Source organism: Mesorhizobium sp. WSM4308 (genome assembly GCF_002294905.1).
GTDB lineage: Bacteria > Pseudomonadota > Alphaproteobacteria > Rhizobiales > Rhizobiaceae > Mesorhizobium.
Genome location: NZ_NSFW01000002.1, coordinates 503,553 through 527,909 on the forward strand (window position 1 = coordinate 503,553; position 24,357 = coordinate 527,909).

General features: G+C 63.0%; 23 protein-coding genes. 15 read left to right on the forward strand and 8 right to left on the reverse strand.

Features of this window, described 5'->3' with window-relative positions; genetic code table 11:
• Nucleotides 1-246 precede the first annotated feature (246 nt).
• The gene (locus tag CK227_RS05235) at nt 247-1,170 is read left to right on the forward strand and encodes a phosphate/phosphite/phosphonate ABC transporter substrate-binding protein (protein ID WP_095771843.1); all 924 of its coding nucleotides are present in this window, start codon (nt 247-249) and stop codon (nt 1,168-1,170) included.
• 6 nt (nt 1,171-1,176) lie between these two features.
• Here CK227_RS05235 and CK227_RS05240 read toward each other — a convergent pair whose 3' ends face one another.
• From CK227_RS05240 to CK227_RS05250, 3 genes are all read right to left on the reverse strand, one after another.
• On the reverse strand, nt 1,177-1,800 hold the full coding sequence (locus CK227_RS05240) for a TadE/TadG family type IV pilus assembly protein (protein ID WP_095771844.1): 624 nt from the start codon (nt 1,798-1,800) through the stop codon (nt 1,177-1,179).
• Nucleotides 1,801-1,834: 34 nt separating this feature from the next.
• On the reverse strand, nt 1,835-2,425 hold the full coding sequence (locus CK227_RS05245; RefSeq protein ID WP_095771845.1) for a TadE/TadG family type IV pilus assembly protein: 591 nt from the start codon (nt 2,423-2,425) through the stop codon (nt 1,835-1,837).
• A gap of 140 nt (nt 2,426-2,565) precedes the next feature.
• Complete coding sequence (locus tag CK227_RS05250; RefSeq protein WP_095771846.1) at nt 2,566-2,988, reverse strand: pilus assembly protein N-terminal domain-containing protein; 423 nt, start codon at nt 2,986-2,988, stop codon at nt 2,566-2,568.
• A gap of 355 nt (nt 2,989-3,343) precedes the next feature.
• Between CK227_RS05250 and CK227_RS05255 the strand changes: the two genes are divergently transcribed.
• The 9 genes from CK227_RS05255 (at nt 3,344) to CK227_RS05295 (ending at nt 12,448) form a co-directional block, all read left to right on the forward strand.
• Nucleotides 3,344-3,520: a Flp family type IVb pilin gene (locus CK227_RS05255; protein WP_027043512.1), complete on the forward strand. Its 177-nt coding sequence runs from the start codon at nt 3,344-3,346 to the stop codon at nt 3,518-3,520.
• A gap of 175 nt (nt 3,521-3,695) precedes the next feature.
• Nucleotides 3,696-4,214 (forward strand): prepilin peptidase, encoded by a 519-nt coding sequence (locus tag CK227_RS05260; RefSeq protein ID WP_095771847.1) that lies wholly within the window; start codon nt 3,696-3,698, stop codon nt 4,212-4,214.
• Between the two features lie 214 nt (nt 4,215-4,428).
• Nucleotides 4,429-5,244: a Flp pilus assembly protein CpaB gene (cpaB, locus tag CK227_RS05265; protein ID WP_095771848.1), complete on the forward strand. Its 816-nt coding sequence runs from the start codon at nt 4,429-4,431 to the stop codon at nt 5,242-5,244.
• Nucleotides 5,241-6,767: a type II and III secretion system protein family protein gene (locus tag CK227_RS05270; RefSeq protein ID WP_095771849.1), complete on the forward strand. Its 1,527-nt coding sequence runs from the start codon at nt 5,241-5,243 to the stop codon at nt 6,765-6,767. Before cpaB ends, CK227_RS05270 begins: the two co-directional genes overlap by 4 nt.
• Before the next feature lie 14 nt (nt 6,768-6,781).
• Nucleotides 6,782-7,522 (forward strand): CpaD family pilus assembly protein, encoded by a 741-nt coding sequence (locus CK227_RS05275; RefSeq protein WP_095771850.1) that lies wholly within the window; start codon nt 6,782-6,784, stop codon nt 7,520-7,522.
• Nucleotides 7,523-7,559: 37 nt separating this feature from the next.
• Complete coding sequence (locus CK227_RS05280) at nt 7,560-8,849, forward strand: CpaE family protein (RefSeq protein WP_020629131.1); 1,290 nt, start codon at nt 7,560-7,562, stop codon at nt 8,847-8,849.
• Nucleotides 8,850-8,873: 24 nt separating this feature from the next.
• Nucleotides 8,874-10,382, forward strand: coding sequence for a CpaF family protein (locus CK227_RS05285; RefSeq protein WP_095771851.1), 1,509 nt, complete (start codon nt 8,874-8,876; stop codon nt 10,380-10,382).
• A 23-nt stretch (nt 10,383-10,405) separates the two neighbouring features.
• Nucleotides 10,406-11,419, forward strand: a complete 1,014-nt coding sequence (locus CK227_RS05290) for a type II secretion system F family protein (RefSeq protein ID WP_095771852.1) — start codon at nt 10,406-10,408, stop codon at nt 11,417-11,419.
• A 9-nt stretch (nt 11,420-11,428) separates the two neighbouring features.
• On the forward strand, nt 11,429-12,448 hold the full coding sequence (locus CK227_RS05295) for a type II secretion system F family protein (protein WP_095771853.1): 1,020 nt from the start codon (nt 11,429-11,431) through the stop codon (nt 12,446-12,448).
• Between the two features lie 87 nt (nt 12,449-12,535).
• Here CK227_RS05295 and CK227_RS05300 read toward each other — a convergent pair whose 3' ends face one another.
• Complete coding sequence (locus CK227_RS05300) at nt 12,536-13,357, reverse strand: tetratricopeptide repeat protein (RefSeq protein ID WP_095771854.1); 822 nt, start codon at nt 13,355-13,357, stop codon at nt 12,536-12,538.
• A gap of 129 nt (nt 13,358-13,486) precedes the next feature.
• Between CK227_RS05300 and CK227_RS05305 the strand changes: the two genes are divergently transcribed.
• From CK227_RS05305 to pdeM, 5 genes are all read left to right on the forward strand, one after another.
• Nucleotides 13,487-14,851, forward strand: a complete 1,365-nt coding sequence (locus CK227_RS05305; RefSeq protein ID WP_095771855.1) for a leucyl aminopeptidase family protein — start codon at nt 13,487-13,489, stop codon at nt 14,849-14,851.
• A gap of 77 nt (nt 14,852-14,928) precedes the next feature.
• Entirely contained in the window at nt 14,929-15,279 is a 351-nt protein-coding gene (locus tag CK227_RS05310) for a MarR family winged helix-turn-helix transcriptional regulator (protein ID WP_095771856.1), read from the forward strand.
• Between the two features lie 31 nt (nt 15,280-15,310).
• Nucleotides 15,311-16,171, forward strand: a complete 861-nt coding sequence (locus CK227_RS05315) for an NlpC/P60 family protein (protein WP_095771971.1) — start codon at nt 15,311-15,313, stop codon at nt 16,169-16,171.
• Between the two features lie 98 nt (nt 16,172-16,269).
• A complete protein-coding gene (locus CK227_RS05320; protein ID WP_095771857.1) occupies nt 16,270-18,804 on the forward strand; it encodes a ligase-associated DNA damage response DEXH box helicase in 2,535 nt (844 codons plus the stop codon).
• On the forward strand, nt 18,801-19,517 hold the full coding sequence (pdeM, locus tag CK227_RS05325; RefSeq protein ID WP_095771858.1) for a ligase-associated DNA damage response endonuclease PdeM: 717 nt from the start codon (nt 18,801-18,803) through the stop codon (nt 19,515-19,517). Before CK227_RS05320 ends, pdeM begins: the two co-directional genes overlap by 4 nt.
• Before the next feature lie 6 nt (nt 19,518-19,523).
• On the opposite strand, the gene CK227_RS05330 is transcribed toward pdeM, so the two are convergent.
• The 4 genes from CK227_RS05330 to CK227_RS36630 are packed head-to-tail and all read right to left on the reverse strand — an operon-like array spanning nt 19,524 to nt 24,278.
• Nucleotides 19,524-20,459: a dimethyl sulfoxide reductase anchor subunit family protein gene (locus CK227_RS05330; RefSeq protein ID WP_095771859.1), complete on the reverse strand. Its 936-nt coding sequence runs from the start codon at nt 20,457-20,459 to the stop codon at nt 19,524-19,526.
• Between the two features lie 2 nt (nt 20,460-20,461).
• On the reverse strand, nt 20,462-21,196 hold the full coding sequence (locus CK227_RS05335; RefSeq protein WP_095771860.1) for a 4Fe-4S dicluster domain-containing protein: 735 nt from the start codon (nt 21,194-21,196) through the stop codon (nt 20,462-20,464).
• Nucleotides 21,193-24,123 (reverse strand): molybdopterin-dependent oxidoreductase, encoded by a 2,931-nt coding sequence (locus tag CK227_RS05340; protein WP_095771861.1) that lies wholly within the window; start codon nt 24,121-24,123, stop codon nt 21,193-21,195. Before CK227_RS05340 ends, CK227_RS05335 begins: the two co-directional genes overlap by 4 nt.
• Nucleotides 24,120-24,278 (reverse strand): hypothetical protein, encoded by a 159-nt coding sequence (locus CK227_RS36630; RefSeq protein ID WP_010913368.1) that lies wholly within the window; start codon nt 24,276-24,278, stop codon nt 24,120-24,122. The genes CK227_RS05340 and CK227_RS36630 overlap by 4 nt, the downstream gene beginning before the upstream one ends.
• Nucleotides 24,279-24,357: the final 79 nt, after the last annotated feature.

A 24,357-nucleotide genomic window follows, 5' to 3' on the forward strand; every position in this document is an offset into this window, starting at 1 on the left:
CCCAGACATAGGGTTCCAAGACGGCATTGGCAATTCGGAAACCAAACGGCAACGGCTTGGCGCGACAGTCCAGTCCATGTCGCCCGAAAACGTGCAGCGGTTTTGGGACAACGGCATGGACAAACCAAGAGAGCATGTCGCCCAAGTGCGCGCGGGTTGGGGCAACGACGACAGATACAATCCGAGATGTAAAGCACGACGCACGGGCTTGGACATGGATCGAAGGAAACGCAGGACGGTCTTGTCATGAGCGCCGCGCTGAAGACATATGCTGCCCTCGTGGTCATGCACGGCGCGCTCTGCTGTGGTCCGGCGCGGGCCGACTGGCGCGACGATATCGGCACATTCCGCATCGGCATCGTCGCCGAGCCTGGCGCCGGCAACACTGTCCCGGGGCTGCCGCTGTTGACGCAATCCTTTACCAACGCGCTTGGCATGAAGGTGGAGTTTGTCGTCGCGCGCGACTACGCGGCACTGATCGAGGCGCAGGCCAACGCCCGGATCGAGTACGCCATCTATTCGGCGACGGCCTACGCGACGGCGCTGCAGCGTTGCGGATGTGTCGAACCGCTTGTGGCTCCGGTCGATTCCGATGGTGCGGTCGGCATCCGCTCCGTGCTGTTGACCCGGGACGGCAAGCTGTCAGGCCTGGCGGCGATGGAGACGCACCGGATCGCCATGCCGCCGCCGGACAGCGTCGGGGGCTCGCTTTTGCCGCTGATGGAGCTGGCCGCCGAACACGCTGAGATCGCCGAGGATGCCCCGTTTCTGATCCGTGCCGATACGGCGTCCGCGGCGGAAACCATGCTTGTCGACGGCCATGCCGACGCCACGTTCGGCTGGGTGAGGGCGGCGGCCGACGGCCAGCCGCTGCTATCCGGCGGCACGCAGGCCAGGCTCGAAGCGGCCGGCCTTTCGCCGTCGGCTCTCCAGGTGGTGTGGATGTCGAGCCTGCTGAGATACGGTCCCCATGCCGTGCGCAGCGATCTCGACCCGGAAGCCAGGCGCCGGCTGACCGTATTCCTCACCAACCTCAAATCGACGACGCCGGATGTCTACGATCTCCTGGAATCGAAGCACTCCGGCGGCTTTCTGACCGTGGCCCCAAAAGACTATGCGACGGCGCAAGCCATCGTGCGCCTGGTGTCGGCCGATGGCGGCCGGCAGTAAAAGGCTTCAGCAATCGCCGCAGGGGATGGTCAGGCTTCTGCGCGGACGCAGGTAGTAGGTCTCGCCCATCGGGATCGTGGTGGTAAGGGATTGGGTCAATCCGAGCTTCTGCTGGGTGTCCGTCGTCCAGCCGATGATCGGTGTATAGGCCAGATTGCTCTCGACGCGGATGAGGAAGGTTCCGGCGACCCTGAGCGTTGCCGGAACCGTCGTGGTCGTGCCCGCGGCGGCACCGACGCCGTAGACGCCACCCGCCACCTTGCGCGACCACACCACTTTCACCAGCGGCGTTGCGTCGGTCGTGACCTGTATTGCCGTGATCGTGATGTTCGGCGTCGATCGGTTGTAGGGCTGAATGGTCGAGGTGCCGATTTTCATGATGGCGTCGAGATCCGTCTTGACGATGGTCGGCTGCTGCGTGACGAGATCGGCAACCATGCTGCCGATGCGGCTGACCTTCTTGCTGGTCTCGATGGCCTGCGAAGCCTCCATGGTCATGAAGTACAAGACCAGCAGGATCGGAACGATAAGAGCGAACTCGACCGCCGCGATGCCCTTGCGATTAGACCAGAATCCGATGGCTCTGCTCCAGGACTCCGAGATTTTCAGATGTGCCCCCGCACGCATCATGGCATTTGCCTTTTTCTTGTTGGTCGTTCTGAACTCAATTGTCGAACGGCTCGTTCTGCCAGGTCACCGACGCAAAATGCAGCGTCCTGCCACCACTCAGATTGGCCATCGACTTGGCCATCAGATCGGTCATGACAGGCCATTTGTAGAAGACCCGCAGCATGTTCTTAGATTCCGCCAGGCCAGGCGTGTTTGCGAAAGTCTGTGAGTTCGTGCCTTGCATCAGCACGACATCGCCGTTCTGGATCTTGAAGGTCGCGGTGGCCGCGTCCGCGAAGGTCGGATACTCGCGAAGGTCCACGAGCAGTTGTTGCGGGCAATCCGTGGAGACGATGATCTGCAGCCTGCCGCAGATCAGGGTCGTCAATTTGCTCCCGGCGACATCCGCCGGCCGCAGCTGGCCGGTGCGCAACTGACGCGCGACATCGTCGGTGATGTTGGCCATCACTTCCTGGCCGGCAAATGAGATGCAGCTTTCAAGGATGGCGAATATGAGGAGGGCGAACGGCAATGCAAGTATCGAGAATTCGATGGCGGTGCTGCCACGGCGATTGCGAAGGAAGCGCGTCAGAAACCCGGCGCGCTCCGCCTTGTGCTGATCTGTCGAGCTGAATTCGTTGCCCATGTCCTGTTCCTGCCACCCCTGGACGGTTCCGACAGGTGTACTAGCGCAAACCAATTGAGGCCCGGTTTGAATGATCGTTAAAGTCGGCGCCGGCGCCTTAACCGGCCGGTAACCTGGACAGGCTGGTGGCGCCGCGTAGCCTATTTGCTCACGCTCATCTCGGCCTCGGAGGATTTTTCAGCCTCGCTCTTGTAGGAGCTTTCGCAATAGGGCGTGCAGGACATGGTCTGGACCTCTGCACGCCGGTAAATGCGAACCGACGAGGCCGCCTGCCGCACGACGGTAACCTGCGCGTCGACGATCGGGCTGCCCTCCTGGTCGAGAACGACGAGATTGGTGACGCCGAAACCCTTGCCGGTGAGCACGATCGTGGAGGCGTCCTGGACCGAGGCATCAGCGATGGCCGGGTTGCCGACGACGATCGTGTCGGCGGGACGCGACAACTTCACGATCTTGGCCTGATTCATCGTCACTTCGATATCGGCGGCGGCCACGGCTGGCGTGATCAAGCTCGTGGCGGCAAGAAGCACGGCAATCAGGATTGAGGATCTCTGCACGGCCATCGATGCGCTCCCGCAAGCAAACTGTTCAACGGAACATGAACGAGATTGGTGAACCAACGGTTAAGTCGGCTTGCCGGCGCCGGATGTGGCGATCGACGTGGCTGTTCACGGGGTTGGATTCGCGCCAGTCGCAAGCTTTGCCAAAGCCTTGTCTTTCGCGGCATTGGCTTGGGAAACAGTAGGTTAGCCAGCGCTTAGCGTCGGGTTAACCACGCATTCCGTTCGAGCCGGGAAAGGAATCGGTAAGGCTGTTTATTAAGCCGATCGAAAGAGCTTCTCCCTAGATTGGCAGCATCCGATCAACCATCACAGAAGTTGACGGAAGTGCTGTAACACGTGGAGTAGGAGCTCTCGAATGTCTAACCTTTTTGCACGTTTCGTGAAGGACGAATCCGGCGCGACCGCTATCGAATATGGTCTGATCGCCGCCCTCATCGCGCTCGCCATCATCACCGGCGCCGGCGCCCTTGGCAATGCAATCAACGCCAAGTTCACGTCGATCGGAACCACCCTGAACAGCAGCGGCAGCTGATCTGCCTATTGCTGAACGCTCAGCTAATGTTCTGGACAGGGGCCGCTACATAGCGGCCCCTGTTTTGTTCTCGTTGGCAAGGGTGGGCGTCTCTCTTTACGGGTCTCATCGAACGTTAATCGAACCGGCCTATATTGAATTGCTTGGAAGCCCCTACAAATAGGCATGAGCGCCGATGCTTGAAGCCCTGATCTTCGTCGTCTTTCCGTTCTGCATGCTGTTTGCAGCGATCTCCGACATGCTGTCGATGACAATTGCCAATCGCGTGTCGGTGCTGCTTGTCGTCGTGTTCGCGCTGGTCGCGCCGCTGACGGGTATGGAATGGGCAGCCTATGGTTGGCATTTCGCCGCCGGCGCCCTGGTCCTTGCCGTGACGTTTGGCCTGTTCGCAATGGGTGGCATGGGAGGCGGCGATGCCAAGCTGCTGGCCGCGACGGCCGTGTGGATGGGGTTGAACATCCAACTCGTCGAATACCTTGTTGTCTCGACACTCATCGGCGGCCTGCTGACGATCGCCATCCTGCTTTACCGGAAGTCGCCGCTGGCGGTTATGACGGGCAGCAATCCGTTCCTGCGCCATTTCGCGGAAGAGTCGGTCGGGATTCCCTACGGGATCGCGCTCGGCCTTGGCGGGCTGCTGACCTATCCGGACTCACCTTTGATGGTGTGGGCGCTGGCCAGGCTTGCGAGCTGAACGCGATCGTTTTCCGTTTCCCCCTCCGCATTGCCCGGCCGGCTTTGAAATGAGCCTTCGCTAGGCCCCTTTGATCCGTGGCGGCGCGATCCAGACAATTTATGTAAACCTTAAATTAATCACGATCGTAAGCATTACATTAACCTTGTTTTGACGATTGCCGCTGCAAAGTCCGGCTTGGCTACGTGGTTTGCCAAGGGCGAGGTTCGGACAGATGCCAGCATCCCGACTTATTATTCTTAGCGTGGCGGTGGCCGCGGCGGGTGGCGCTGGCTATGTCGCGAAGAACATGGTCACCGCGCCGCCGCCGCAGATCGTGGTCGATTCCGGCCCCCAGGCTCCCGCCGTGCCCCTGCAGGACGTGCTTGTGCTCTCGGGCGATGTCGCGATGGGCAACGCGCTTCAAAACAACATTTCCTGGCAATCCTGGCCGGCCGACGGGGTCAACGCGAATTTCATCACCAAGGCCAATGCTCCCGACGCCCTGGAGAAATTGAAGGGATCGATCGCCCGCGTGCCGATGTATGCCGGCGAGCCGGTGCGGCGCTCCAAGCTGATCGGCGAGGGGCAGAGCTTCATGTCGTCCATCCTGCCCTCCGGGATGCGGGCGGTCGCCACGACCATCTCGGCCGACACTTCGGCCGGCGGCTTCATCCTTCCCAACGATTTCGTCGACGTCATCATGACCCGCAGGGCGGATGCCAACAGCGGCAGCACCGGCTTCAACACCGAAACCATCCTCAAGAACATCCGCGTCCTGGCGATCGACCAGACGATCCAGGAAGACGAGGAGGGCAAGAAGACCAGGGTGGGCCAGACCGCCACGCTGGAGCTGACGCCCAAGCAGGCGGAGATCATCACCGTCGCCCAGCAGATGGCGGATCGCCTGACGCTGGCCTTGCGCGCGGTCGCGGACACCCAGGAAAAGAATGTGGGCGAGGCCGACTATCTCGTTTCCGGCAATGGCCGCAAGGGAACGGTGAGACTGATCAAGTCGGGCGAAGTCTCCGAAGTAGGGGCAAGGAAATGAGGCTAAGCGGTAAACTGCCGGCAATCGCAGCCGCGGCATTCGGCCTGCTGCTCGTGGGAACGAATGTGCAGGGCGTCGTCGAGGCGAAGAGCACGCAGGTGTCGGCCACGACAGCCACGCAGCGCGTCAAGCTAGGCCTCAACAAATCGGTGGTCATAGACCTGCCGAGCGATGCCTACGACATTCTCGTCGCCAACCCGACCGTTGCCGATGCGGTGACCCGCACTGCAAGGCGTATCTATCTGTTCGGCAAATCGGTCGGCGAGACCAACATTTTCGTCTTCGGCCCGAACGGCGAACAGATCGCCAGCCTGGACCTGGCAGTCGAACGCGACGTCGCCGGCCTGGAAGATTATATCAAGCGCTTCCTTCCGACCTCGGACGTGAAGGTGGAACTGCTGAACGACAATGTCGTCTTGACCGGAATGGTCGATACGCCGCTGGACGCGAAGCGGGCGGTCGACCTGGCGACGATCTTCGTCTCAGGCGGTGAAGCAACGACCGGGCAGTATTCGCAGACCGCGGCCGGCGGCTCGGCCCAGAGCGGCGTCGACATCAACAACCCCGACCAGGAACGACGCGTCTCGAAGATCGTCAATCTTCTGCAGATCATCGGCGACGACCAGGTCACGCTCAAGGTGACCGTCGCTGAAGTCAGTCGCTCTGTGATGAAGCAGCTTGGTGTCAACATGGTTGGCAGCGGCAACAGCAACGGTATCAGCTGGAACGCGCTAAGCTCGCCGAATTACGGCTTGGGCAAACCACTATCGCAGAATTCAGGCTTTAGCCTTGGAAGCGCAACCTCACCCTTTCAGGCCTACATAAATGCGATGGAACAGTCGGGAGTCATGAAAACCCTGGCTGAACCGACACTGACGGCTGTTTCGGGTGAGAAGGCGACATTCAAGGTCGGCGGTGAGTTCAATATCATTACCGGGCGCACAAGCAACGTCTCCACGGACAACCAGACCGGCCAGGTGACATACACCAACCAGCAGATTGAATACGGTATTGGCCTCGAGTTCCAACCGGTCGTGCTGTCGGCTGGGCGTATCAGTCTCAAGGTCAGGACGGCCGTTTCGGAGCCGACCACGGAAGGTGGCACGACCTTGGAAGCGGGGGGGTCCTTACCTGGCACCACACTGCTGTCTATCCGTAAGCGCCTTGCCGACACCACGGTCGAATTGCCTTCCGGCGGCTCCATGATGATTGCGGGTCTGGTCCGCGACGACGTGCGTCAAGCGGTCTCCGGACTGCCAGGTCTCACCAAGATCCCGGTCCTTGGCACCTTGTTCCGCAGTAGGGACTTCGTGCGCAACGAGACCGAGCTGGTGATTTTCATCACGCCCTATCTCACCAAGCCAGTGGCGCGCAACGATCTCGCCAAGCCGGACGACAATTTCAACCCTGCCAGCGACGGCGCCGCCAATTTTCTTGGCAAGGTCAATCGCGTCTACGGCACCATGCAGACAGACAAGCCCAACGGCCGTTACCACGGCGTTGTCGGCTACATCTACAAGTGAATGGGGAAGCGGACATGTCTCAGTCAGCGTTGAAGACAAGGACCATCGCCACGACGATGCGCGCCTGCCGTTCGCGGACCGGCCTGCGGGTGCTGCCGGTTCTGGCGGTGGCGATGACCGCCGCTCTGCTGGCCGGGTGCGCCCAGCGCGACAGCATCACCGTCGGCGCCGTTCCGGACGACTATCGCACCAATCATCCGATCGTCATCGCGGAGAAGAACCAGAAGATCGACCTGCCTGTCGGCGCCGGCGACCGCGGCATGACCGGTTCGCAGCGCGACACGCTGCTCGGTTTCCTCGATGGCTATGACAAGAGTGCCGCTCCGACATTGACCATCCAGATTCCGAGCGGATCGGCCAACGAGGTCGCCGCGACGGCGGCCGGCCGTGATTTCGCCAGGCTCGCGGTCGCCAGCGGTATCAAGCGCAACCGAATCGTCGTGGTCTCCTACCAGGCCGGCTCGAGTGAGACATCCGCTCCGGTTCGCGTCTCCTATATCGCGGTGAGGGCGCAGACCGACAAATGCGGACGATGGCCCGACGATGTGCTCGAGACGTCGGAAAACAAGCATTATGCCGACTTCGGCTGCTCCTATCAAAACAATCTCGCTGCCCAGATGGCCAACCCGGCCGATCTGCTCGGGCCGCGCAAGCAGACCACCATCGACGCTGAAAACCGCGGCAAGGTGATCGATGTCTATCGTGCAAGAGGCATTTCGGATGAATTCCTCGGCAATTCGGAAGTGACGTACTGAGCCGAGCCCTCGAGGAAGAGAAGCCACGGAAAAGAGCATGACCATGAGCAATCTTGCCTATGACGCCACCGTGGACGGCGGTGATACATCGCCGCAGGACATCGCCGCGATGCAGGCGTTGCGGCCGGTTCCGCGCATCTCGATCCAGGCATTCTGCGAGACCGAGGGCGTCGCCAATCCGGTCGAGCGCGCCGGCGAGGACCGCCGTATGACCAAGGCGCATCTCAAAGTCCATATGGGCGGCATTCCCACGGCGATCGAGTTCTATCAATCGGCGCCGACCCCGAACCTGATCCTGCTGGAGTCACGCAGCGAACCCAAGCAATTGCTGGAGCAGCTCGCCCAGCTCTCTGAATACTGCGATCCATCCTCGAAAGTGGTGGTGATCGGCCATTACAATGATGTCGGTCTCTATCGCGAGCTCATCCGCTCCGGCATCTCCGAATATGTCATCGCGCCCGTTTCGATGGCTGACATCGTCAGTGTCGTGTCGTCGATTTTCGTCGATCCGGAGGCTGAACCCATCGGCCGTTCGATCGCCTTTGTCGGCGCCAAGGGCGGTGTCGGCTCTTCCACCATCGCCCACAATGTCGCCTGGGCGATGTCCTCCCTGTTCAAATCCGAGGTCGTCGTCGCCGACCTCGATCTCGCCTTCGGCACGGCCAACATCAATTTCGACCAGGATCCGGCCCAGGGCATCGCCGAAGCGGTGTTCTCGCCCGAGCGCGTCGACGAAGTCTATCTCGACCGGCTGCTGACGCAGTGCGCCGAGCATTTGTCGTTGCTCGCCGCGCCCTCGACGCTGGAACGCGTCTACGACTTCGATCCCGACGCCTTTGCTCAGCTTGTCGATACCGCGCAGCGCAGCGTGCCGCTCCTGGTCCTGGACGTCCCCCATGTCTGGACGGGCTGGGCCAAGAACACGCTGGTCAAGGCCGACGAGATCGTCATCACGGCGACCCCGGAACTGGCCAATCTGCGCAACACCAAGAACATGGTCGACATGCTCAAGCGGCTTCGCCCCAACGACCCGCCGCCGAAGCTGATCATCAACCAGGCCGGCGTTCCCAAGCGGCCGGAAATTTCGCCGTCCGATTTCGCCGAGCCGCTCGGCCTGACGCCAATGTCGGTCATCGGCTTCGATCCATTGCTGTTCGGCAATGCCGCCAACAACGGGCGGATGCTCGGCGAGATGGATGCCAAGAACCCGGTTGTCGCGATCATCAACGAGATTGCCCACGTGCTGACCGGGCGAAGCGAAATCCGCACGAAAAAGAAGGCCGGCCTGGGCAGTCTGCTCGGCAAGCTCTCGCGCAACAAGAAGTGACGCTTTTGGAACCGGTAGTCGATCATGTTCGGTAAAAGAGGCAACGACGACGGCAACCGGTTCACACCGGAATTCCGCCAGCCAGCACCGGCGCCGGCCGCGCCGCCGCCAGCGGGTTCGGCGGATACGGCGGTTCTTGCCCGGCCCGCGGCACCGCTGCAGCCAAGCGCGCCTGTGGCGCCGCCGGCTCGCCGCGCCGTCGAGGCGCCGCCCATCGCGCCGGAGGCGAGGCGCCCCCAACGCGAAAAGAGCGAAACCTATTACGACACCAAGAGCCAGGTCTTCTCGGCGCTCATCGACACGATCGACCTGTCGCAGCTGGCCAAGCTCGACCCGGAGACCGCGCGCGAGGAAATCCGCGACATCGTCAACGACATCATCGCGATCAAGAATTTCGCAATGTCGATCGCCGAGCAGGAGGAATTGCTCGAGGACATCTGCAACGACGTGCTTGGTTATGGGCCGCTCGAACCATTGCTCGCCCGCGACGACATCGCCGACATCATGGTCAACGGCTCCAAGAACGTCTACATCGAAGTCAATGGCAAGGTCGAGCAGACCGGCATTCGCTTTCGTGACAACCAGCAGCTTCTCAACATCTGCCAGCGCATCGTCAGTCAGGTCGGTCGCCGTGTCGATGAATCCAGCCCGATCTGCGACGCCCGCCTTCCCGACGGCTCCCGCGTCAACGTCATCGCTCCGCCCCTCGCCATCGACGGCACCGCGCTCACCATCCGCAAATTCAAGAAGGACAAGTTGACGCTCGATCAGCTGGTCAAGTTCGGGGCCATCTCGCCGCAGGGCGCCGAAGTCCTCAAGATCATCGGTCGTGTTCGCTGCAACATCGTCATCTCGGGCGGCACCGGTTCCGGCAAGACGACACTGCTCAACTGCCTCACCAACTACATCGACCGCGACGAGCGCGTCATCACCTGCGAGGACTCGGCCGAACTGCAACTGCAGCAGCCACATGTCGTGCGTCTGGAAACCCGACCGCCCAACCTCGAAGGCGAAGGCGAAGTGACGATGCGCGACCTGGTCAAGAACTGCCTGCGCATGCGGCCCGAGCGCATCATCGTCGGCGAGGTGCGCGGACCCGAAGTGTTCGATCTTCTGCAGGCGATGAACACCGGCCATGACGGTTCGATGGGAACGATCCACTCGAACAGCCCGCGCGAATGCCTGAACCGTATCGAATCCATGATCGCCATGGGCGGTTATTCGCTGCCGCAGAAAACCGTGCGTGAAATCGTCGTCGGTTCCATCGATGTGATCATCCAGGCGGCGCGCCTGCGCGACGGATCGCGTCGTATCACTCACATCACCGAGGTGATCGGGATGGAAGGCGACGTCATCATCACGCAGGACATCGTCCTCTACAACATCAAGGGCGAGGACGCCAACGGCAGGCTGCTGGGCGAGCATGTCTCGACCGGCATCGGCCGCCCGCATTTTTGGGATCGGGCTCGCTACTACGGCGAGGAGCAGCGCCTCGCCGTTGCGCTCGAGGCTATGGAGAAACGCGCTGACTGACGCGGCGTTGAGGGTTCTGGTCGATGTTTGGAATTGACGGCACCGTATTGGCGTTTGTCGTGCTCGCCGGCTTCAGCGCCGGCGCGGTCGCCTATGCATTCCTGTTCAACCAGATCAGCAACGAGAAACAGGCTGGCAAGCGGCTCGAGACGATCAAGGCCGCCGAGACGGACCGGTCCGTCGTCAAGGCCACCCGCGACCGCGCGACGGATGCAGCCAAGCGCCGGAAATCCGTGCAGGATTCGCTGAAGGAACTCGACGAGAAGCAGAAGACCAAGGACAGCGCCATCAAGAAGCCGCCGCTGAAGGCGCAACTCCGGCAGGCCGGGATGAAGGTCTCAATCGAGCGTTTCTACATCTATTCCGCCATATGCGGTCTCGCGCTGACGGTGGTCGCGTTCGTGGCCGGTGCGCCGATGCTTGTCTTGCCCGGTGTGTTGTTGGCTGGCGCGCTCGGCCTGCCGCGCTGGTTCGTATCGTTTCGCCGCGCGCGCCGGGTCAAGGCATTCCTCAACGAATTTCCAAACGCGCTCGACATCATCGTGCGCGCGGTCAAGTCCGGCCTGCCGCTGAACGATGCCGTACGCCTCATCGCCAACGAATCCCCCGAGCCGGTGAAGATGGAGTTTCGCCGCATCGTCGATTCGCAGCAGATGGGGCTGTCGATCCCCGATGCGACCTTGCGCATGCCCGAAACCATGCCGTGCACCGAGGCGAGTTTCTTTGGCATCGTCATCCAGATCCAGTCGCAGGCCGGCGGCAATCTGTCCGAGGCGCTGGGCAACCTTTCACGCGTGCTTCGTGATCGCAAGAAGATGAAAGCCAAGGTGCAGGCGCTGTCCATGGAGGCGAAGGCGTCCGCCGCCATCATCGGCGCGCTGCCCTTCATCGTTGCCTTTCTCGTCTATCTTTCCAGCCCCGACTATCTGATGCCGCTGTTCAACACCAGCGTTGGCAATCTGATACTGGGCTGTGCCGCTGTGTGGATGTCGATCGGCATCCTGGTCATGCGCAAGATGATGAACTTTGAAGTCTAGGGCCGCGGCATGACCGACCAAGTCATCAAATCATTGACGGATCCCAGCCTGCTGATCGCGCTGCTGGTCGCCATCGCCGTGTTCGCGACGGTCTTTACATTGCTGCCGGCATTCGGCGGAAACCAGCTCAAGTCGCGCATGAAGTCGGTCGCGCTGGAGCGCGATGAGCTTCGCGCCAAGCAGCGCGCGCGGCTCGCGAGCGAGGCCGATCGCCGCCGCAAGGGCCTGCGCGAGCAACAGTCGGTCGGCATGCGCAACATTGTCGATCGGCTCGACCTGCGGCGCGCACTGGCCGACGAGAGCACCTTGCAGAAGCTCAAGGTCGCCGGCTTTCGCGGACAGAACCCGCTGACGCGGTTTCTCTTTTTCCGCCTCGTGTTGCCTTTTGTCGGCTTCGCGCTGGGGCTGGTCTACATATTCGTGCTCGGAGGATTGCCCGACAAACCCCTGGTCATCCGGCTGTTCGTCTGCATCCTGGTCGCCTATGGTGGCTTCTATGCCCCGGTCGTCTATGTCAACAATCGCGCCACCAAGCGCAAGCAGTCGATCCAGATGGCGTGGCCAGATGCGCTGGACCTGATGCTGATCTGCGTGGAGTCGGGCATGTCGGTGGAAGCCGCGCTCCGCAAGGTCGCCGACGAGATCGGCGCGCAGTCGGTGGCTCTGGCGGAAGAATTCATCCTGACCAACGCCGAGCTCTCCTATCTGCAGGAACGCAAGCAGGCCTATGAGAATCTTGCGAACCGTACCGGTCTGGAATCGGTCAAATCGGTGTCGCAGGCGCTCGTCCAGGCCGAACGCTACGGCACGCCGGTGGCGCACGCATTGCGCGTGCTTGCCGCCGAAAGCCGGGACCAGCGCATGAATGCCGCCGAGAAGAAGGCCGCCGCCTTGCCGCCCAAGCTCACCGTGCCGATGATCCTGTTCTTCCTGCCGGTGCTTTTCGCCATCATCCTGGGTCCGGCCGGCATCCAGGTCAGCCAGCGCGGCATCTTCGGCACCGATCATCCGTCATCATCGACCAAGTAGCGGCGAGGCACGTAGGGACAAACGAAGAAGCCGCGCTGAACTCAGCGCGGCTTCTTCGTTCAATTGGGGCCTTCGTAGATCGTCGCCTCAGTTGGTTGCCGTCTTCGGCTTGTCCTGATCCTTGAGCTGCCTCCAGGCATTCTGTTGCGCAAGCATCTGCCTGAGATAAGCGACATTGGCCTGTGCCTGCTCGGGCGAGAGCTCCTGCGAGGCGATCTTCTCGGCTTCGTCGAAGCGGCCCTGCAGGCCGACGACCAGCGCCAGGTTCTGGCGCACGCGGCTATCGGCGTTGGGCTGCTGGGCGGCCGAACGCATATAGGTTTCCGCGGTGCGCAGATCCCCCTCCAGCACATAGGACATGCCGAGATTGGAGAGAACCGAGGGCTCGTTCGGCTTGAGTTCGAGCGCCTTTCGGTAAAGCTGGCGCGCATCGTCCTTCTGACCGAGCTGATCAAGGATGGCCGCTTCCGCCGACACCAGCTTCCAGTCGGGATATTCCGGTGTCTGTGCGCGGCGCACGGCGTCGAGCGCTGCCTCGAACTGGCCATTGGCGGCCAGCGCCTTGCCATAGGCGGCGAGCACGTCGCGATCCTTGGGATAGGCGATCGCCAGTTTGCGCATGACGGCAAGCGACTGGTCGGCATCGCCGTCCATCTGCAGCGCGGCCGCGAAGTTGGTTGCGATGCGCTTGTCGTTGGGATTCCTGGAGTAGGACTGGCCGAGGGCGGCCGTGGCATTGTGCACTTCTCCCGCCGACATGCTCTCCAGCGGCTTGCCGCTGGTACGAGCGATCGAGCCGGTAGTCATCCTGCTGGTTCCGCATCCGGCGACGCCCGCCGCGAGCGCCAGCATGAGGGCGGTGGTGGCGAGCCGTTTTCCTCTGGCATTCATTGTGCGGTTGGTCGGCATCGACACCTAAGCCTCCATTCATGCGCGGCCATTGCGTGGCCATCTTCCCTCCCGCAGAAATATTCTGTTAACCCTAACGGAGAGTTAAGAAACGCCGACTCGCGAAGGGTCGGCAGGAGAGAACATCGAATGCCTGTCGAACTCGTCGAGACGAAATTGCAAGGTGCGCTGCCGGTGCATCTGGTGGCCCGTGACGGCCTGGAGGCCGCGGGCCTTGCGCCATCTGCTGTCGCATGGGCCAGGGCCAACGGCTTTTCCGGCGAGGCAGGCAGGACGCTGGCCGTGCCCGGCGAGAACGGCGCACTTGCCGGCGCCCTGTTCGGCACCGGCGACGGGGAAGATTCACTCGCGCTCGGTGCACTGTCGAAAACCCTGCCGGAAGGCGACTGGCATTTCGCCTCCCTTCCTGCCGAGCCGGAACTCGCGGCAATCGCGCTGGCGCTCGGCGGCTATGTCTTCACCCGTTACGGCAAGAAGCCAGGCAAGGCGCTGCGTTTCGACGTGCCGGCCGGCGTCGACGCGGCGCGCGTTCGCCGCATCGCCGATGGCGTCTTCCTGGCCCGCGATCTGGTCAACACACCGACCAGCGACATGGGGCCGGATGATCTGGAGAAGGCGGTGCGCACCCTGGCCGCGGCTCACAAGGCCGAAGTCTCCGTCATCAAGGGCGACGAGCTGCTGACCCAGAACTTCCCGATGATCCACGCCGTCGGCCGCGCTTCATCAGGTGCGCCGCGTCTGATCGACATGATCTGGGGGCAACCGGGCGCGCCGAAGGTGACGCTGGTCGGCAAGGGCGTCTGCTTCGACACGGGCGGTCTCGACATCAAGCCGTCATCCGGCATGCTGTTGATGAAGAAGGACATGGGCGGCGCCGCCAATGTGCTTGGCCTGGCCTCGATGATCATGGCCGCCGGGTTGAAGGTGCGACTGCGCGTGCTGATCCCCGCGGTCGAGAACTCGATTGCCGGCAACGCTTTTCGACCCGGCGACGTGCTGGCGAGCCGCAAGGGCATCACTGTCGAGATCGGCAACACGGACGCCGAAGGCAGGCTCGTGCTCGGCGACGCGCTGGCGTTGGCCGATGACGAGGAGCCGCAGCTGCTGGTCGACATGGCGACGCTGACCGGAGCGGCCCGTGTCGCGCTTGGCCCTGATCTGCCGCCTTTCTATACCGGCGACGAGGCGCTGGCCTCTGACCTCGCCGCTGCATCGCTGGCGGTCGAGGATCCGCTGTGGCGGTTGCCGCTGTGGCGGCCCTACGATGCGAAGCTGTCGTCGAAGATCGCCGACGTCAACAATGTCACCACCGACGGTTTCGCCGGTTCGATCACGGCGGCGCTGTTCCTCAAGCGCTTTGTCGACAAGACGGCGAGCTGGGCGCATTTCGACATCTTTGCCTGGAACCCCGCCGATCGCCCGCATGGGCCCGCCGGTGGCGAGGCGCAAGGCATTCGCGCGCTGGAGCGGATCATCTCGACACGCTTTGGCTGATGGGGTGGCAGAGCCGGCAAATCGCTAAAAACTGAAACTGAAACGGAACCGAAACAATTTGCCGTCATGCTGGCGCGATGTCGATTGCGATGCGTCCGAGCCAGGCCTTGCGACTGTGGCAGCAAGTCATGCTGTCGCAGGTGCGCGACGATGCGCCCGACCTGACCACGCGCCAGACGGCGATCCTGTTCACCATCTATCTCGATCCGCCGCCGCACACGGTGCGCGGGCTGGCCGCCCGCCTCAACGTCACCAAGCCGGTGATCACCCGCGCGCTCGACACGATGGGCGCGCTGAAGCTGGTGTCGCGCCATCGCGACGAACTCGACAAGCGCAACGTGCTGATCAAGCGCACGGTCGAGGGCGCGCTCTTTGTCGAGCGCTTCGGCGATGGTATCATCGCCAGGGCGCTTGAACTGCCCATCTGACCATCTTGCCCATACAACAGGGTTGCCGATTTTGACTGCTCACGATGCCCGTCTCCACGCCTTCCGTTCCGACCTTGCCGACGCAAGGCTGAAAGGCGAGGTTTCCGCCGAGCGTTTTGTCGCCGGCCGGCCGGCGCGGATTTCGGCTTCGGTGGCAGACATCCGCAAGGCACCGCGCGCGGATGCCGGCATCAACACGCAAGCCCTGTTCGGCGACGATGTGCTGGTTTTCGAGGATGCCGAAGGCTGGGCCTGGATCCAGGCCGAACGCGACGGCTATGTCGGCTACGTCGCCGCAACCGAGCTGGGCGGACGGGAACACGCGCCTACCCATATCGTCTCGGTGCCCCGCACCTTTCTCTATCCCGGTCCGGATCTGCGCTTTCCGATCGCGGGACAGCTGTCGATGGGGTCGACGGTGACGGTGAGGGGAGCCGCCGAGACGCGCGGGACACACTACGCCGTCCTGCCGTCGGGCGAAGCGATCATCGCGGGTCACCTCAGGCCAATCGCAGAAATTGCCGCCGACTATGTCGCGGTTGCCGAGACGTTTCTAGGCACGCCCTATCTGTGGGGCGGCGCGTCCGGCTTCGGCATCGACTGTTCCGGCCTGGTGCAACTTGCGATGCGCATGGCGGGCAAAAACGTGCTGCGCGATTCCGACATGCAGGCGGCAAGCATTGGCGAGCCGCTCGAACCGGGTCCGGATTATGCCGGATTGCGCCGGGGCGACCTCGTCTTCTGGAAAGGCCATGTCGCTGTCATGACCGATGCCGAGACCATGATCCACGCCAACGGCCACACCATGCTGGTCTCGCGCGAAGGGCTGAAGGACGCCATCGCCCGCATCGGCTACCTCTATGGCGGCCCGACCGGGTTTCGAAGGCCGTGAGCTTCTTCCTCCTCTCGTAAACGGGGCGAGGAACGCTACGATCCCCTTTTGTTCCGATTTTCCTTGGCGATCGCCCGTAGCCGCGCTACCTCTGGCGCGTGACAGTTGAGCCGCGCCTTGCCGAGCAGAATGCCGCCATTGCCCTGCCCGAGCCATTCCTCCGATGGTTCGGCGAGAAAGGCTGGTCGCCGCGCGCCCATCAGATCGAATTGCTGGCGAAGGCTCAAAGCGGCCAATCGGTACTGTTGATCGCGCCGACCGGGGCCGGCAAGACGCTGGCCGGTTTCCTGCCCTCGCTCACTGAACTCGCCGTCAGGCCAAGGCGAAAGCCGGGGCAGGCGCATCGCGGCATCCACACGCTCTACATCTCGCCGCTCAAGGCGCTGGCCGTCGACATCGAGCGCAATCTCGGCAAGCCGGTCGAGGAGATCGGTCTGCCGATCAGCATCGAGACGCGCACCGGCGACACGCCTTCCCACAAGCGCCAGCGCCAGAAGCTGGCGCCGCCGGATATATTGCTGACCACGCCCGAGCAACTGGCGCTGCTGATCGCGGCAGGTGATGCAAAGCGCTTCTTCGCGGATTTGCGCTACGTCGTGCTCGACGAATTGCATTCGCTGGTGACGTCCAAGCGCGGACATCTCTTGGCGCTCGGCTTGGCGCGGCTGCGCAGCTTTGTGCCCGGCCTGCAGACGATCGGTCTGTCGGCAACGGTGGCCGAGCCCGACGAACTGCGGCGCTGGCTGGTCAGCCAGAATCCACCGGGCGACATGGCCGAATTGATCGTCGTCACCGGCGGTGCGAAGCCCGAAATTTCCATCCTCGATTCGGAGGCGCACGTGCCGTGGGCGGGGCATTCGGCCCGCTATGCCACGCCGGAGATCTACCGCGAGATCAAGCGCCACAAGACGACCCTGCTGTTCGTCAACACCCGCAGCCAGGCGGAGCTGCTTTTCCAGGAATTGTGGCGGGTCAACGAGGACACGTTGCCGATCGCGCTGCATCACGGCTCTCTCGACGTCGGCCAGCGGCGGCGCGTCGAGAAGGCGATGGGCGACAACGCGCTGCGCGCCATCGTCGCCACCTCGACCCTCGACCTCGGCATCGACTGGGGCGATGTCGACCTGGTTGTGCATGTCGGCGCGCCGAAGGGCGCCAGCCGGCTGGCGCAGCGCATCGGCCGGGCCAACCACCGCATGGATGAGCCATCCAAGGCGATCCTGATCCCGGCCAATCGCTTCGAGGTGCTCGAATGCCGAGCAGCGCTCGACGCCAATTATCTTGGCGCGCAAGACACGCCGCCGCTGGTCGATGGCGGCCTCGATGTGCTGGCGCAACATGTCCTCGGCTGCGCCTGCGGCGCACCGTTCCGTGCCGACGATCTCTACGAGGAAGTACGAACGGCGGCACCCTACACCAGCCTCGATAGGATTACCTTCGACCGCGTCATCGATTTCGTCGCCACCGGCGGCTATGCGCTGAAGAATTACGAGCGCTATGCTCGTATCCGCCTGAACAAAGACGGGTTGTGGCGCGTCTCCAACCCGCGCGTGGCTCAGCAATACCGGCTGAATGTCGGCACCATCATCGAAGTGCCGGCGCTCAACGTGCGTTACGTCAAAGCAGGCAGCAAAGGCTCGGCTACACGCGGCGGCGCCGTTCTCGGCAAGATCGAGGAGGCCTTCCTCGAAACGCTGACGCATGGCGACACCTTCATGTTCGCCGGCAAGGTGCTGCGTTTCGAGGGCATACGCGAGAACGAATGCTTCGTGTCGAACGCGCCCGGCAGCGACGCCAAGGTGCCCTATTATGGCGGCGGCAAGTTCCCGCTTTCGACCTACCTTGCCGAGCAGGTCCGCATCATGCTGGACGATCCGCGGCGCTGGAAGAAGCTGCCGGAGCAGGTGGCCGACTGGCTGCGATTCCAGGCCGACAAATCGGTTCTGCCCAAACGCGATGACCTGCTGATCGAGACCTTTCCACGCGGCAACCGCTATTATCTGGTCGCTTATCCCTTTGAAGGCAGGCTGGCCCACCAGACGCTCGGCATGCTGCTTACCCGGCGCCTCGACAGGGCCGGCGCCAGGCCGCTCGGCTTTGTCGCCACCGATTACGCCCTTGCCATATGGTCGCTGGGCGACATGGGCGCGATGTTCAAAGCCAGGAAACCGTCTCTCGGCGCATTGTTCGACGAGGACATGCTGGGCGACGACCTCGAAGCCTGGCTGGCCGACAGCTGGCTTCTCAAGCGCACCTTCCGCAATTGCGCGCTGATTTCGGGGCTGATCGAGAAGCGCCATCCGGGCCAGGAGAAGAGCGGCCGTCAGGTCACCGTGTCGACCGACCTGATCTACGATGTGCTGCGCAGCCATGAGCCGGACCATATTCTGCTGCAGGCGACGCGTGCGGATGCGGCGGCCGGCCTGCTCGATGTCAGCAGACTTGCCGACATGCTCTCGCGCGTCCAGGGTCGAATCATGCATAAGAATCTCGAGCAGATTTCGCCACTGGCCGTGCCGATCATGCTCGAGATCGGCAAGATGCCGGTGAACGGCGAAGCCGATGAAACACTGCTGATGGATGCGGCGACTTTGGTCGAGGAGGCCATGGGGCCGGAAATGAGCGAGGCATGAATTTTTCGCTGGCGCGCACGACGCTGATCGCCGAGGCCGACATGATAGGCATCGCCGGCGAGCGTGCGGTCTGCGATCCGCGCGGCGTGCTCTATTTTCCCGAACTCAGGCTGTTGGCGGTCTCCGACCTGCATCTGGAAAAAGGCTCGTCGCTGGCAAGGCGCGGCACGCTGATCCCGCCCTATGACACCGGCGCGACCTTGCTCAGACTGCAGGCCGTCATATCGGACTACCAGCCGTCGATCGTCATCAGCCTGGGCGACTCCTTTCACGACGGCGGCGGTGCCGAGCGCATGCATGCGAGTTTTCGCGAGCGGCTGGAAGCGCTGATGGCAGGCCGTGACTGGTTCTGGGTCGCCGGCAATCACGATCCGGAAGCGCCGGCCGATCTTCCCGGTGAAACGGTGCGGGAATTGGCCATAGGCTCGCTGCTGTTCCGGCATGAGCCGTCGAAAGCGCGCGTCGAGGGCGAGATCGCGGGCCACCTGCATCCCTGCGCGCGCATCGTCCAGCGCGGCCGTTCGGTGCGGCGGCGCTGTTTTGCCGGCGATGGCGGCCGCATGATCATGCCGGCCTTCGGCGCCTACACCGGTTCGCTTAACGTGCTCGATCGCGCCTATGCCGGGCTGTTTCGCCTGGAATCGCTGATGGCCTACATGCTTGGCAGCGACCGCATCTTCGCCATCTCCCGCTCGATGCTGCGGCCAGGCTGAGCAGCCCTATCTGCCGTAATATAGGGTGACCGTGTGCTTTGCCTCGGCGAAGAAAAGCCAGCGCTCGACCAGCATCCCGGCGAACTGGACGATCGCAGCGAGCACCGACGGGATCGCCCCAAAGGGCCACGGCAAGGCGAAAGTGGCCGCGAGCAGCAGAACGGGCAGGGCGAAGGCCAATCCCTGTGTGAGCATGCGCAGCTTCGCACCGTGCTTGCGCGCGATGCGAAAGCCCATTTCCTTGAGCAGATAGTTTTCCTCGGTATGCGGCCATTCCAGCGACCGTACCGTGCCGCCGGCCAAACCGGTCGCGGTGTTGGCGGTGGTCGGGATTTCGAGACGGTCATTGTGCCGCCAGGTCGCGAGCTTCCAGCCCCAGCCGGCAAGAGTGGCCAGCAGCGACAACGCCAGCACGGCCACCGAGCCGACGCCGAACCCCTGCAGCAGCGCGTTCAACAGAACGCTGCCGGTCATGGCCGCGAAGATCAGATAGGCCGGCAAAGTATAGCGGCTGTGCCATTGGGCGATCGGTTTCAGCGACGCGTAGATCATCCCGGTGGTGCAGACGGTGACGATTGCACCGATGGCGGCCAGCAATCCGGCAATCGCCACCCAGCCGCCAGTGCGGCCCAACAACACCCAGCCGAGCCCGAACAGTCCCGCTGGGATGAAGGTGATGACCGACGACACGCCTTCGCGCGACAGCCAGGAACTGCGCCATTGCGAGAACGCCCGCCAGGCGCGCTCCGGCCTGCCGAGATGGCCGGTCGAGGACAACAGTCCCGCCGCGATCAGGCCGAGCGCCAAACCCAGGCCGACGAAGCCGAGCCAGAAATCGGCCGGGACGATCTGCAATCCAGCCAGCACGCCGAGCAATGCCAGCAGGCCGTAGCCGGCACCTGTGGCGGTGGTGAAGAAGACGACGGAGAAGGCTGGATGCATGGTCAGTTCGAAAGCATGCGATCGACCCAGCCGAGGAAGCCGCCTTCGGCCCGCACCGGCTCCAGCGCCTTCGCCGGCACCGATGCGCCGCGCTGCGTATGGGTGCGCGGCGGCAGGTATTTGTTGGTCGGTTGATAGCCGAGTTCCGGCATCAGGTCGACGCCGCCGCGCTCCGCCACCAGTTGCGAGACGGCGGACTGGGGATCGCCGAGATCACCGAAATGCCGCGCGCTGGTCGGGCAGGCGGCGACACAGGCCGGCACGCGGTCTTCTTCGGCCAGGTTGTCGTTGTAGATGCGATCGACGCATAGCGTGCATTTCTTCATCACGCCGACATCGGTGTCGAATTCGCGCGCGCCATAGGGGCAGGCCCAGCTGCACAATTTGCAGCCGATGCACTTGTCCTCGTCGATCAGCACGATGCCGTCCGAGGCCCTCTTGTAGGAAGCGCCGGTCGGGCAGACGGTGACGCAGGCCGGCGTGTCGCAATGCAGGCAGGAGCGCGGGAAGTTCACCGTGCGCCCGCCCATCTCTGTCGTGTGCTCGTAACTGTGCACGCGGTTGAACCAGACGCCGTCGACATGGCCGCCATAGGGGTCGATGTCGGTCAGCGGCGCCATGTGACCGCCGGTGTTCCATTCCTTGCAGGCGGTGACGCAGGCCTGGCAGCCGACGCAGGTGTCGAGGTCGATGACCAGGCCGAGTTTCTTGCCGGTATGGGTAGGGAGGCAGGTCATTCGGCGGCCTCTCTTGCCTGGCGGAATTCGGCGCCGAAGCGGAGCGTGTCGGGCGAAGGCTCGAAATGCGGCGGTTGGCTGAAACGCTCGAATTGCGGCTCGGTGAACCCGGCCTCTTCCGCCCTGCATTTGACAATGCGCACGCGCAGATCGAACCATGCCGCCTGGCCGGTCACGGGATCGGAATTCGAATAGCGTTTGCCCTGCGCGTCGGCTGAGGTCTGGTCGCCGATGATATGGTTGAGCAGGAAGCCGCGATTGCTCTCGGCGGCATCATCTTTCAGCCCCCAGCTGCCGCGCCTTTTGCCGATCGCGTTCCAGGTCCAGACCGTGCTTTCATTCACCCCGTCGACCAGCTTGATCTGCCCCTTCACTTTGCCGTTGATGCTCTCGATCCACACCCAGTCGTCATCGACGAGACCGAGGCCGGCGCCGGTCCGGTGATGCACGAACAGCCGGTTCTGGCTGGTGATCTGCCGCAGCCACGCATTCTGCGAACCCCAGGAATGATACATGTGCATCGGCCGCTGCGTCAGCGCGTGCAGGGGGTATTTTTCGAGGTCGACCGCCGCTTCCTCGAATGGCATGTACCAGAACGGCAGCGGATCCATGTAGGTCTCGATGCGCTGCCGCTCGGCCTCCGGCGGCAGGACACGGCCATGGCCGCGTGCGGCGAGCCGAAAGCGCTGCAGGGGCTCGCAATAGAGCTGGAAGACGATCGGCTCGGCCTTCGGGATGAAACCCATCTGCACCGCGAAATCGAGATAGGAGCGGTTGGCCATCTTGTAGTAGCGCTGGTCGTCGGCGAAGTCGTGATGCCAGAAGCCGCCATTGTCGATGTAGCGCTGCAACTGGTTCGGATTGACCTCGCCCTTGCCGATCGATGTCCCATCCTTGCCGCGCCAGCCGGCCAGCGGTCCGATGCCCGGTGTGCGCTCGTGGTTGACGATATAGTCGGCATAATCGGCATATCTGGCCACTCCGTCCTCGCCGACGAAACCGGGTAGGCCAAGCCGCGCGCCAAGCTCGATCAGCACCGACTGGAACGGCCTGACGTCGCGATCAGGCTCGACGACGGGATGGCGGATGGCATCGCCCGGCCCGTCGGCATGGCTGATCGGCCGGTCGAGCAGGCTGATGCAATCATGGCGCTCGAGATAGGTGGTGTCCGGCAGCACGAGGTCGGCAAACGGCACTGTCTCGGAATAATAGGCGTCGGAATAGATGATGAAGGGGATCTTGTAGTTGCCCGCCTCGTCGTGGTCGGTCAGCATACGCATCGTCTCGACGGTGTTCATCGAGGAATTCCAGGCCATGTTCGACATGTACATCATCAGCGTGTCGATCGGATAGGGATCGCCGGCCCAGGCATTGCGGATGACGGTGTGCATAAGCCCATGCGCGGCGAGCGGCGCGTCCCAGGAATAGGCTTTGTCGATGCGGGTCGGCGTGCCGTCTTCGTCGACCAGCAGGTCGTCCGGCCCGCAGACGAAACCAAGCGGCATGCCGTCCAGCGGCGTCATCGGCTTGACCGTCTTGCCGGCGGGTTTCGGCCCCGGCGGCGCCGAACGGGGATAGGGCGGCTTGAAGCGAAAGCCGCCGGGAACATCCACCGTGCCCAGAAGCACTTGCAGCAGGTGGATGGCGCGGCAAGAGTGAAAGCCGTTCGAATGGGCTGATATGCCGCGCATGGCATGCATCGAAACCGGCCGGCCCTTGATCGTCTCGTGCCGGCGCCCGGCCCAGTCGGTCCATGCAATAGCCAGTTCGATCGTCTGTTCGAAGGCGACATGGGCAAGCTCGGCGGCGATCCGGCGGATCGTATCGGCCGGAATGCCGCAGCGCTGCGCCACCGCATCCGGCGCATAGCTGTCATCGAGATAGCGGTCGGCGATCAACTGGAACACCGGCGTGCAACGGCGGCCGCCGACTTCGAAGCTGCCGGTCAGCGCCGGCTTCGCTTCTGGGTCGGTTGCCTTGATGGCGGTTTTCTCCACCCTGTCCCAGGCCAGTGGATTGCCGTTGGCATCCCTGACGAACAGCCCATCGTCGGACGCGCCTGGCTCCTGCACGACGAGGACATGGGCGTTGGTGTAGCGGAGCAAATAATCGAGATCGACACGGCCGGCCTTCAGCAATTCGTGGATGAGCGCGAAGACGAACAGGCCGTCGGTACCTGGTCGGATGCCGATCCAGTCGTCGGCAATCGCGTTGTAGCCGGTCCGGCAGGGATTGATCGACACCACCTTGGCGCCGCGCGCCTTGAGCTTGCCCAGTCCGATCTTGATCGGGTTGGAATCATGGTCCTCGGCGACGCCGAACAGCATGAAATATCGTGTGTTGTCCCAGTCGGGCTCGCCGAACTCCCAGAACGAGCCGCCGATCGAATAGAGCCCGCCGGCCGCCATGTTGACCGAACAGAAGCCGCCATGGGCGGCGAAATTCGGCGTGCCGAACTGGCTCGCCCACCAACCGGTCAAGGATTGCGACTGGTCGCGGCCAGTGAAGAAGGCGAGTTTTTTTGGATCGGTGCGACGGATCGCCGAGAGCCGCTGCGTCGCGATCGAAAAAGCCTCCTCCCACTCGATCTCGCGGAACGCGCCGGAGCCGCGCGGGCCGGTGCGCAGCAGCGGCTTCTTCAGCCGGGCGGGGCTGTAATGCTGCATGATGCCGGAACTGCCCTTGCCGCAGATCACGCCGCGATTGACCGGATGGTCCTTGTTGCCGTTGATGTAGCGGACCTTGCCGTCCTTGATGTGCACGTCGATGCCGCAGCGGCAGGCGCACATATAGCAGGTCGTCTTGGCGATGCTGTCGGAAATGCCAGGCGAGGTGTCGACGCCGTCGCCTTCATCGGGCGCGCGCGTGTCGGCAAGCGGGCGTTGCGATGGTGCCGAATTCGCGCCGCGCGGCGTTGGATGCCTCATGATCCGGATGTGCCCGCGCGGCCGGCCGATTTGGCGCGTGTCTTCGGCCCGGGGCCGCGCATGTAGTGCTCTTCCGGGTGATAGCGATCGCCGGCCAGCCGTCTGCGGATGCCGCGGGTCCAATGCGCGAGAAGGGACTTGAACCGCCCGATCATTTTAGTCTCTGCCATTCTCTGGCGAATTTTTTCTAACTTCGCTTGAAAATGTAGAATGAAGCTATCGATCCGTCTAATC

What these genes read in the sequence shown, in the direction of transcription:
- CK227_RS05235 (WP_095771843.1), top strand. Translation starts at nt 247, where the DNA reads ATGAGCGCCGCGCTGAAGACATATGCTGCCCTCGTGGTCATGCACGGC.
- CK227_RS05240 (WP_095771844.1), bottom strand. Translation starts at nt 1,800, where the DNA reads ATGATGCGTGCGGGGGCACATCTGAAAATCTCGGAGTCCTGGAGCAGA.
- CK227_RS05245 (WP_095771845.1), bottom strand. Translation starts at nt 2,425, where the DNA reads ATGGGCAACGAATTCAGCTCGACAGATCAGCACAAGGCGGAGCGCGCC.
- CK227_RS05250 (WP_095771846.1), bottom strand. Translation starts at nt 2,988, where the DNA reads ATGGCCGTGCAGAGATCCTCAATCCTGATTGCCGTGCTTCTTGCCGCC.
- CK227_RS05255 (WP_027043512.1), top strand. Translation starts at nt 3,344, where the DNA reads ATGTCTAACCTTTTTGCACGTTTCGTGAAGGACGAATCCGGCGCGACC.
- CK227_RS05260 (WP_095771847.1), top strand. Translation starts at nt 3,696, where the DNA reads ATGCTTGAAGCCCTGATCTTCGTCGTCTTTCCGTTCTGCATGCTGTTT.
- cpaB (WP_095771848.1), top strand. Translation starts at nt 4,429, where the DNA reads ATGCCAGCATCCCGACTTATTATTCTTAGCGTGGCGGTGGCCGCGGCG.
- CK227_RS05270 (WP_095771849.1), top strand. Translation starts at nt 5,241, where the DNA reads ATGAGGCTAAGCGGTAAACTGCCGGCAATCGCAGCCGCGGCATTCGGC.
- CK227_RS05275 (WP_095771850.1), top strand. Translation starts at nt 6,782, where the DNA reads ATGTCTCAGTCAGCGTTGAAGACAAGGACCATCGCCACGACGATGCGC.
- CK227_RS05280 (WP_020629131.1), top strand. Translation starts at nt 7,560, where the DNA reads ATGACCATGAGCAATCTTGCCTATGACGCCACCGTGGACGGCGGTGAT.
- CK227_RS05285 (WP_095771851.1), top strand. Translation starts at nt 8,874, where the DNA reads ATGTTCGGTAAAAGAGGCAACGACGACGGCAACCGGTTCACACCGGAA.
- CK227_RS05290 (WP_095771852.1), top strand. Translation starts at nt 10,406, where the DNA reads ATGTTTGGAATTGACGGCACCGTATTGGCGTTTGTCGTGCTCGCCGGC.
- CK227_RS05295 (WP_095771853.1), top strand. Translation starts at nt 11,429, where the DNA reads ATGACCGACCAAGTCATCAAATCATTGACGGATCCCAGCCTGCTGATC.
- CK227_RS05300 (WP_095771854.1), bottom strand. Translation starts at nt 13,357, where the DNA reads ATGCCGACCAACCGCACAATGAATGCCAGAGGAAAACGGCTCGCCACC.
- CK227_RS05305 (WP_095771855.1), top strand. Translation starts at nt 13,487, where the DNA reads ATGCCTGTCGAACTCGTCGAGACGAAATTGCAAGGTGCGCTGCCGGTG.
- CK227_RS05310 (WP_095771856.1), top strand. Translation starts at nt 14,929, where the DNA reads ATGTCGATTGCGATGCGTCCGAGCCAGGCCTTGCGACTGTGGCAGCAA.
- pdeM (WP_095771858.1), top strand. Translation starts at nt 18,801, where the DNA reads ATGAATTTTTCGCTGGCGCGCACGACGCTGATCGCCGAGGCCGACATG.
- CK227_RS05330 (WP_095771859.1), bottom strand. Translation starts at nt 20,459, where the DNA reads ATGCATCCAGCCTTCTCCGTCGTCTTCTTCACCACCGCCACAGGTGCC.
- CK227_RS05335 (WP_095771860.1), bottom strand. Translation starts at nt 21,196, where the DNA reads ATGACCTGCCTCCCTACCCATACCGGCAAGAAACTCGGCCTGGTCATC.
- CK227_RS05340 (WP_095771861.1), bottom strand. Translation starts at nt 24,123, where the DNA reads ATGAGGCATCCAACGCCGCGCGGCGCGAATTCGGCACCATCGCAACGC.
- CK227_RS36630 (WP_010913368.1), bottom strand. Translation starts at nt 24,278, where the DNA reads ATGATCGGGCGGTTCAAGTCCCTTCTCGCGCATTGGACCCGCGGCATC.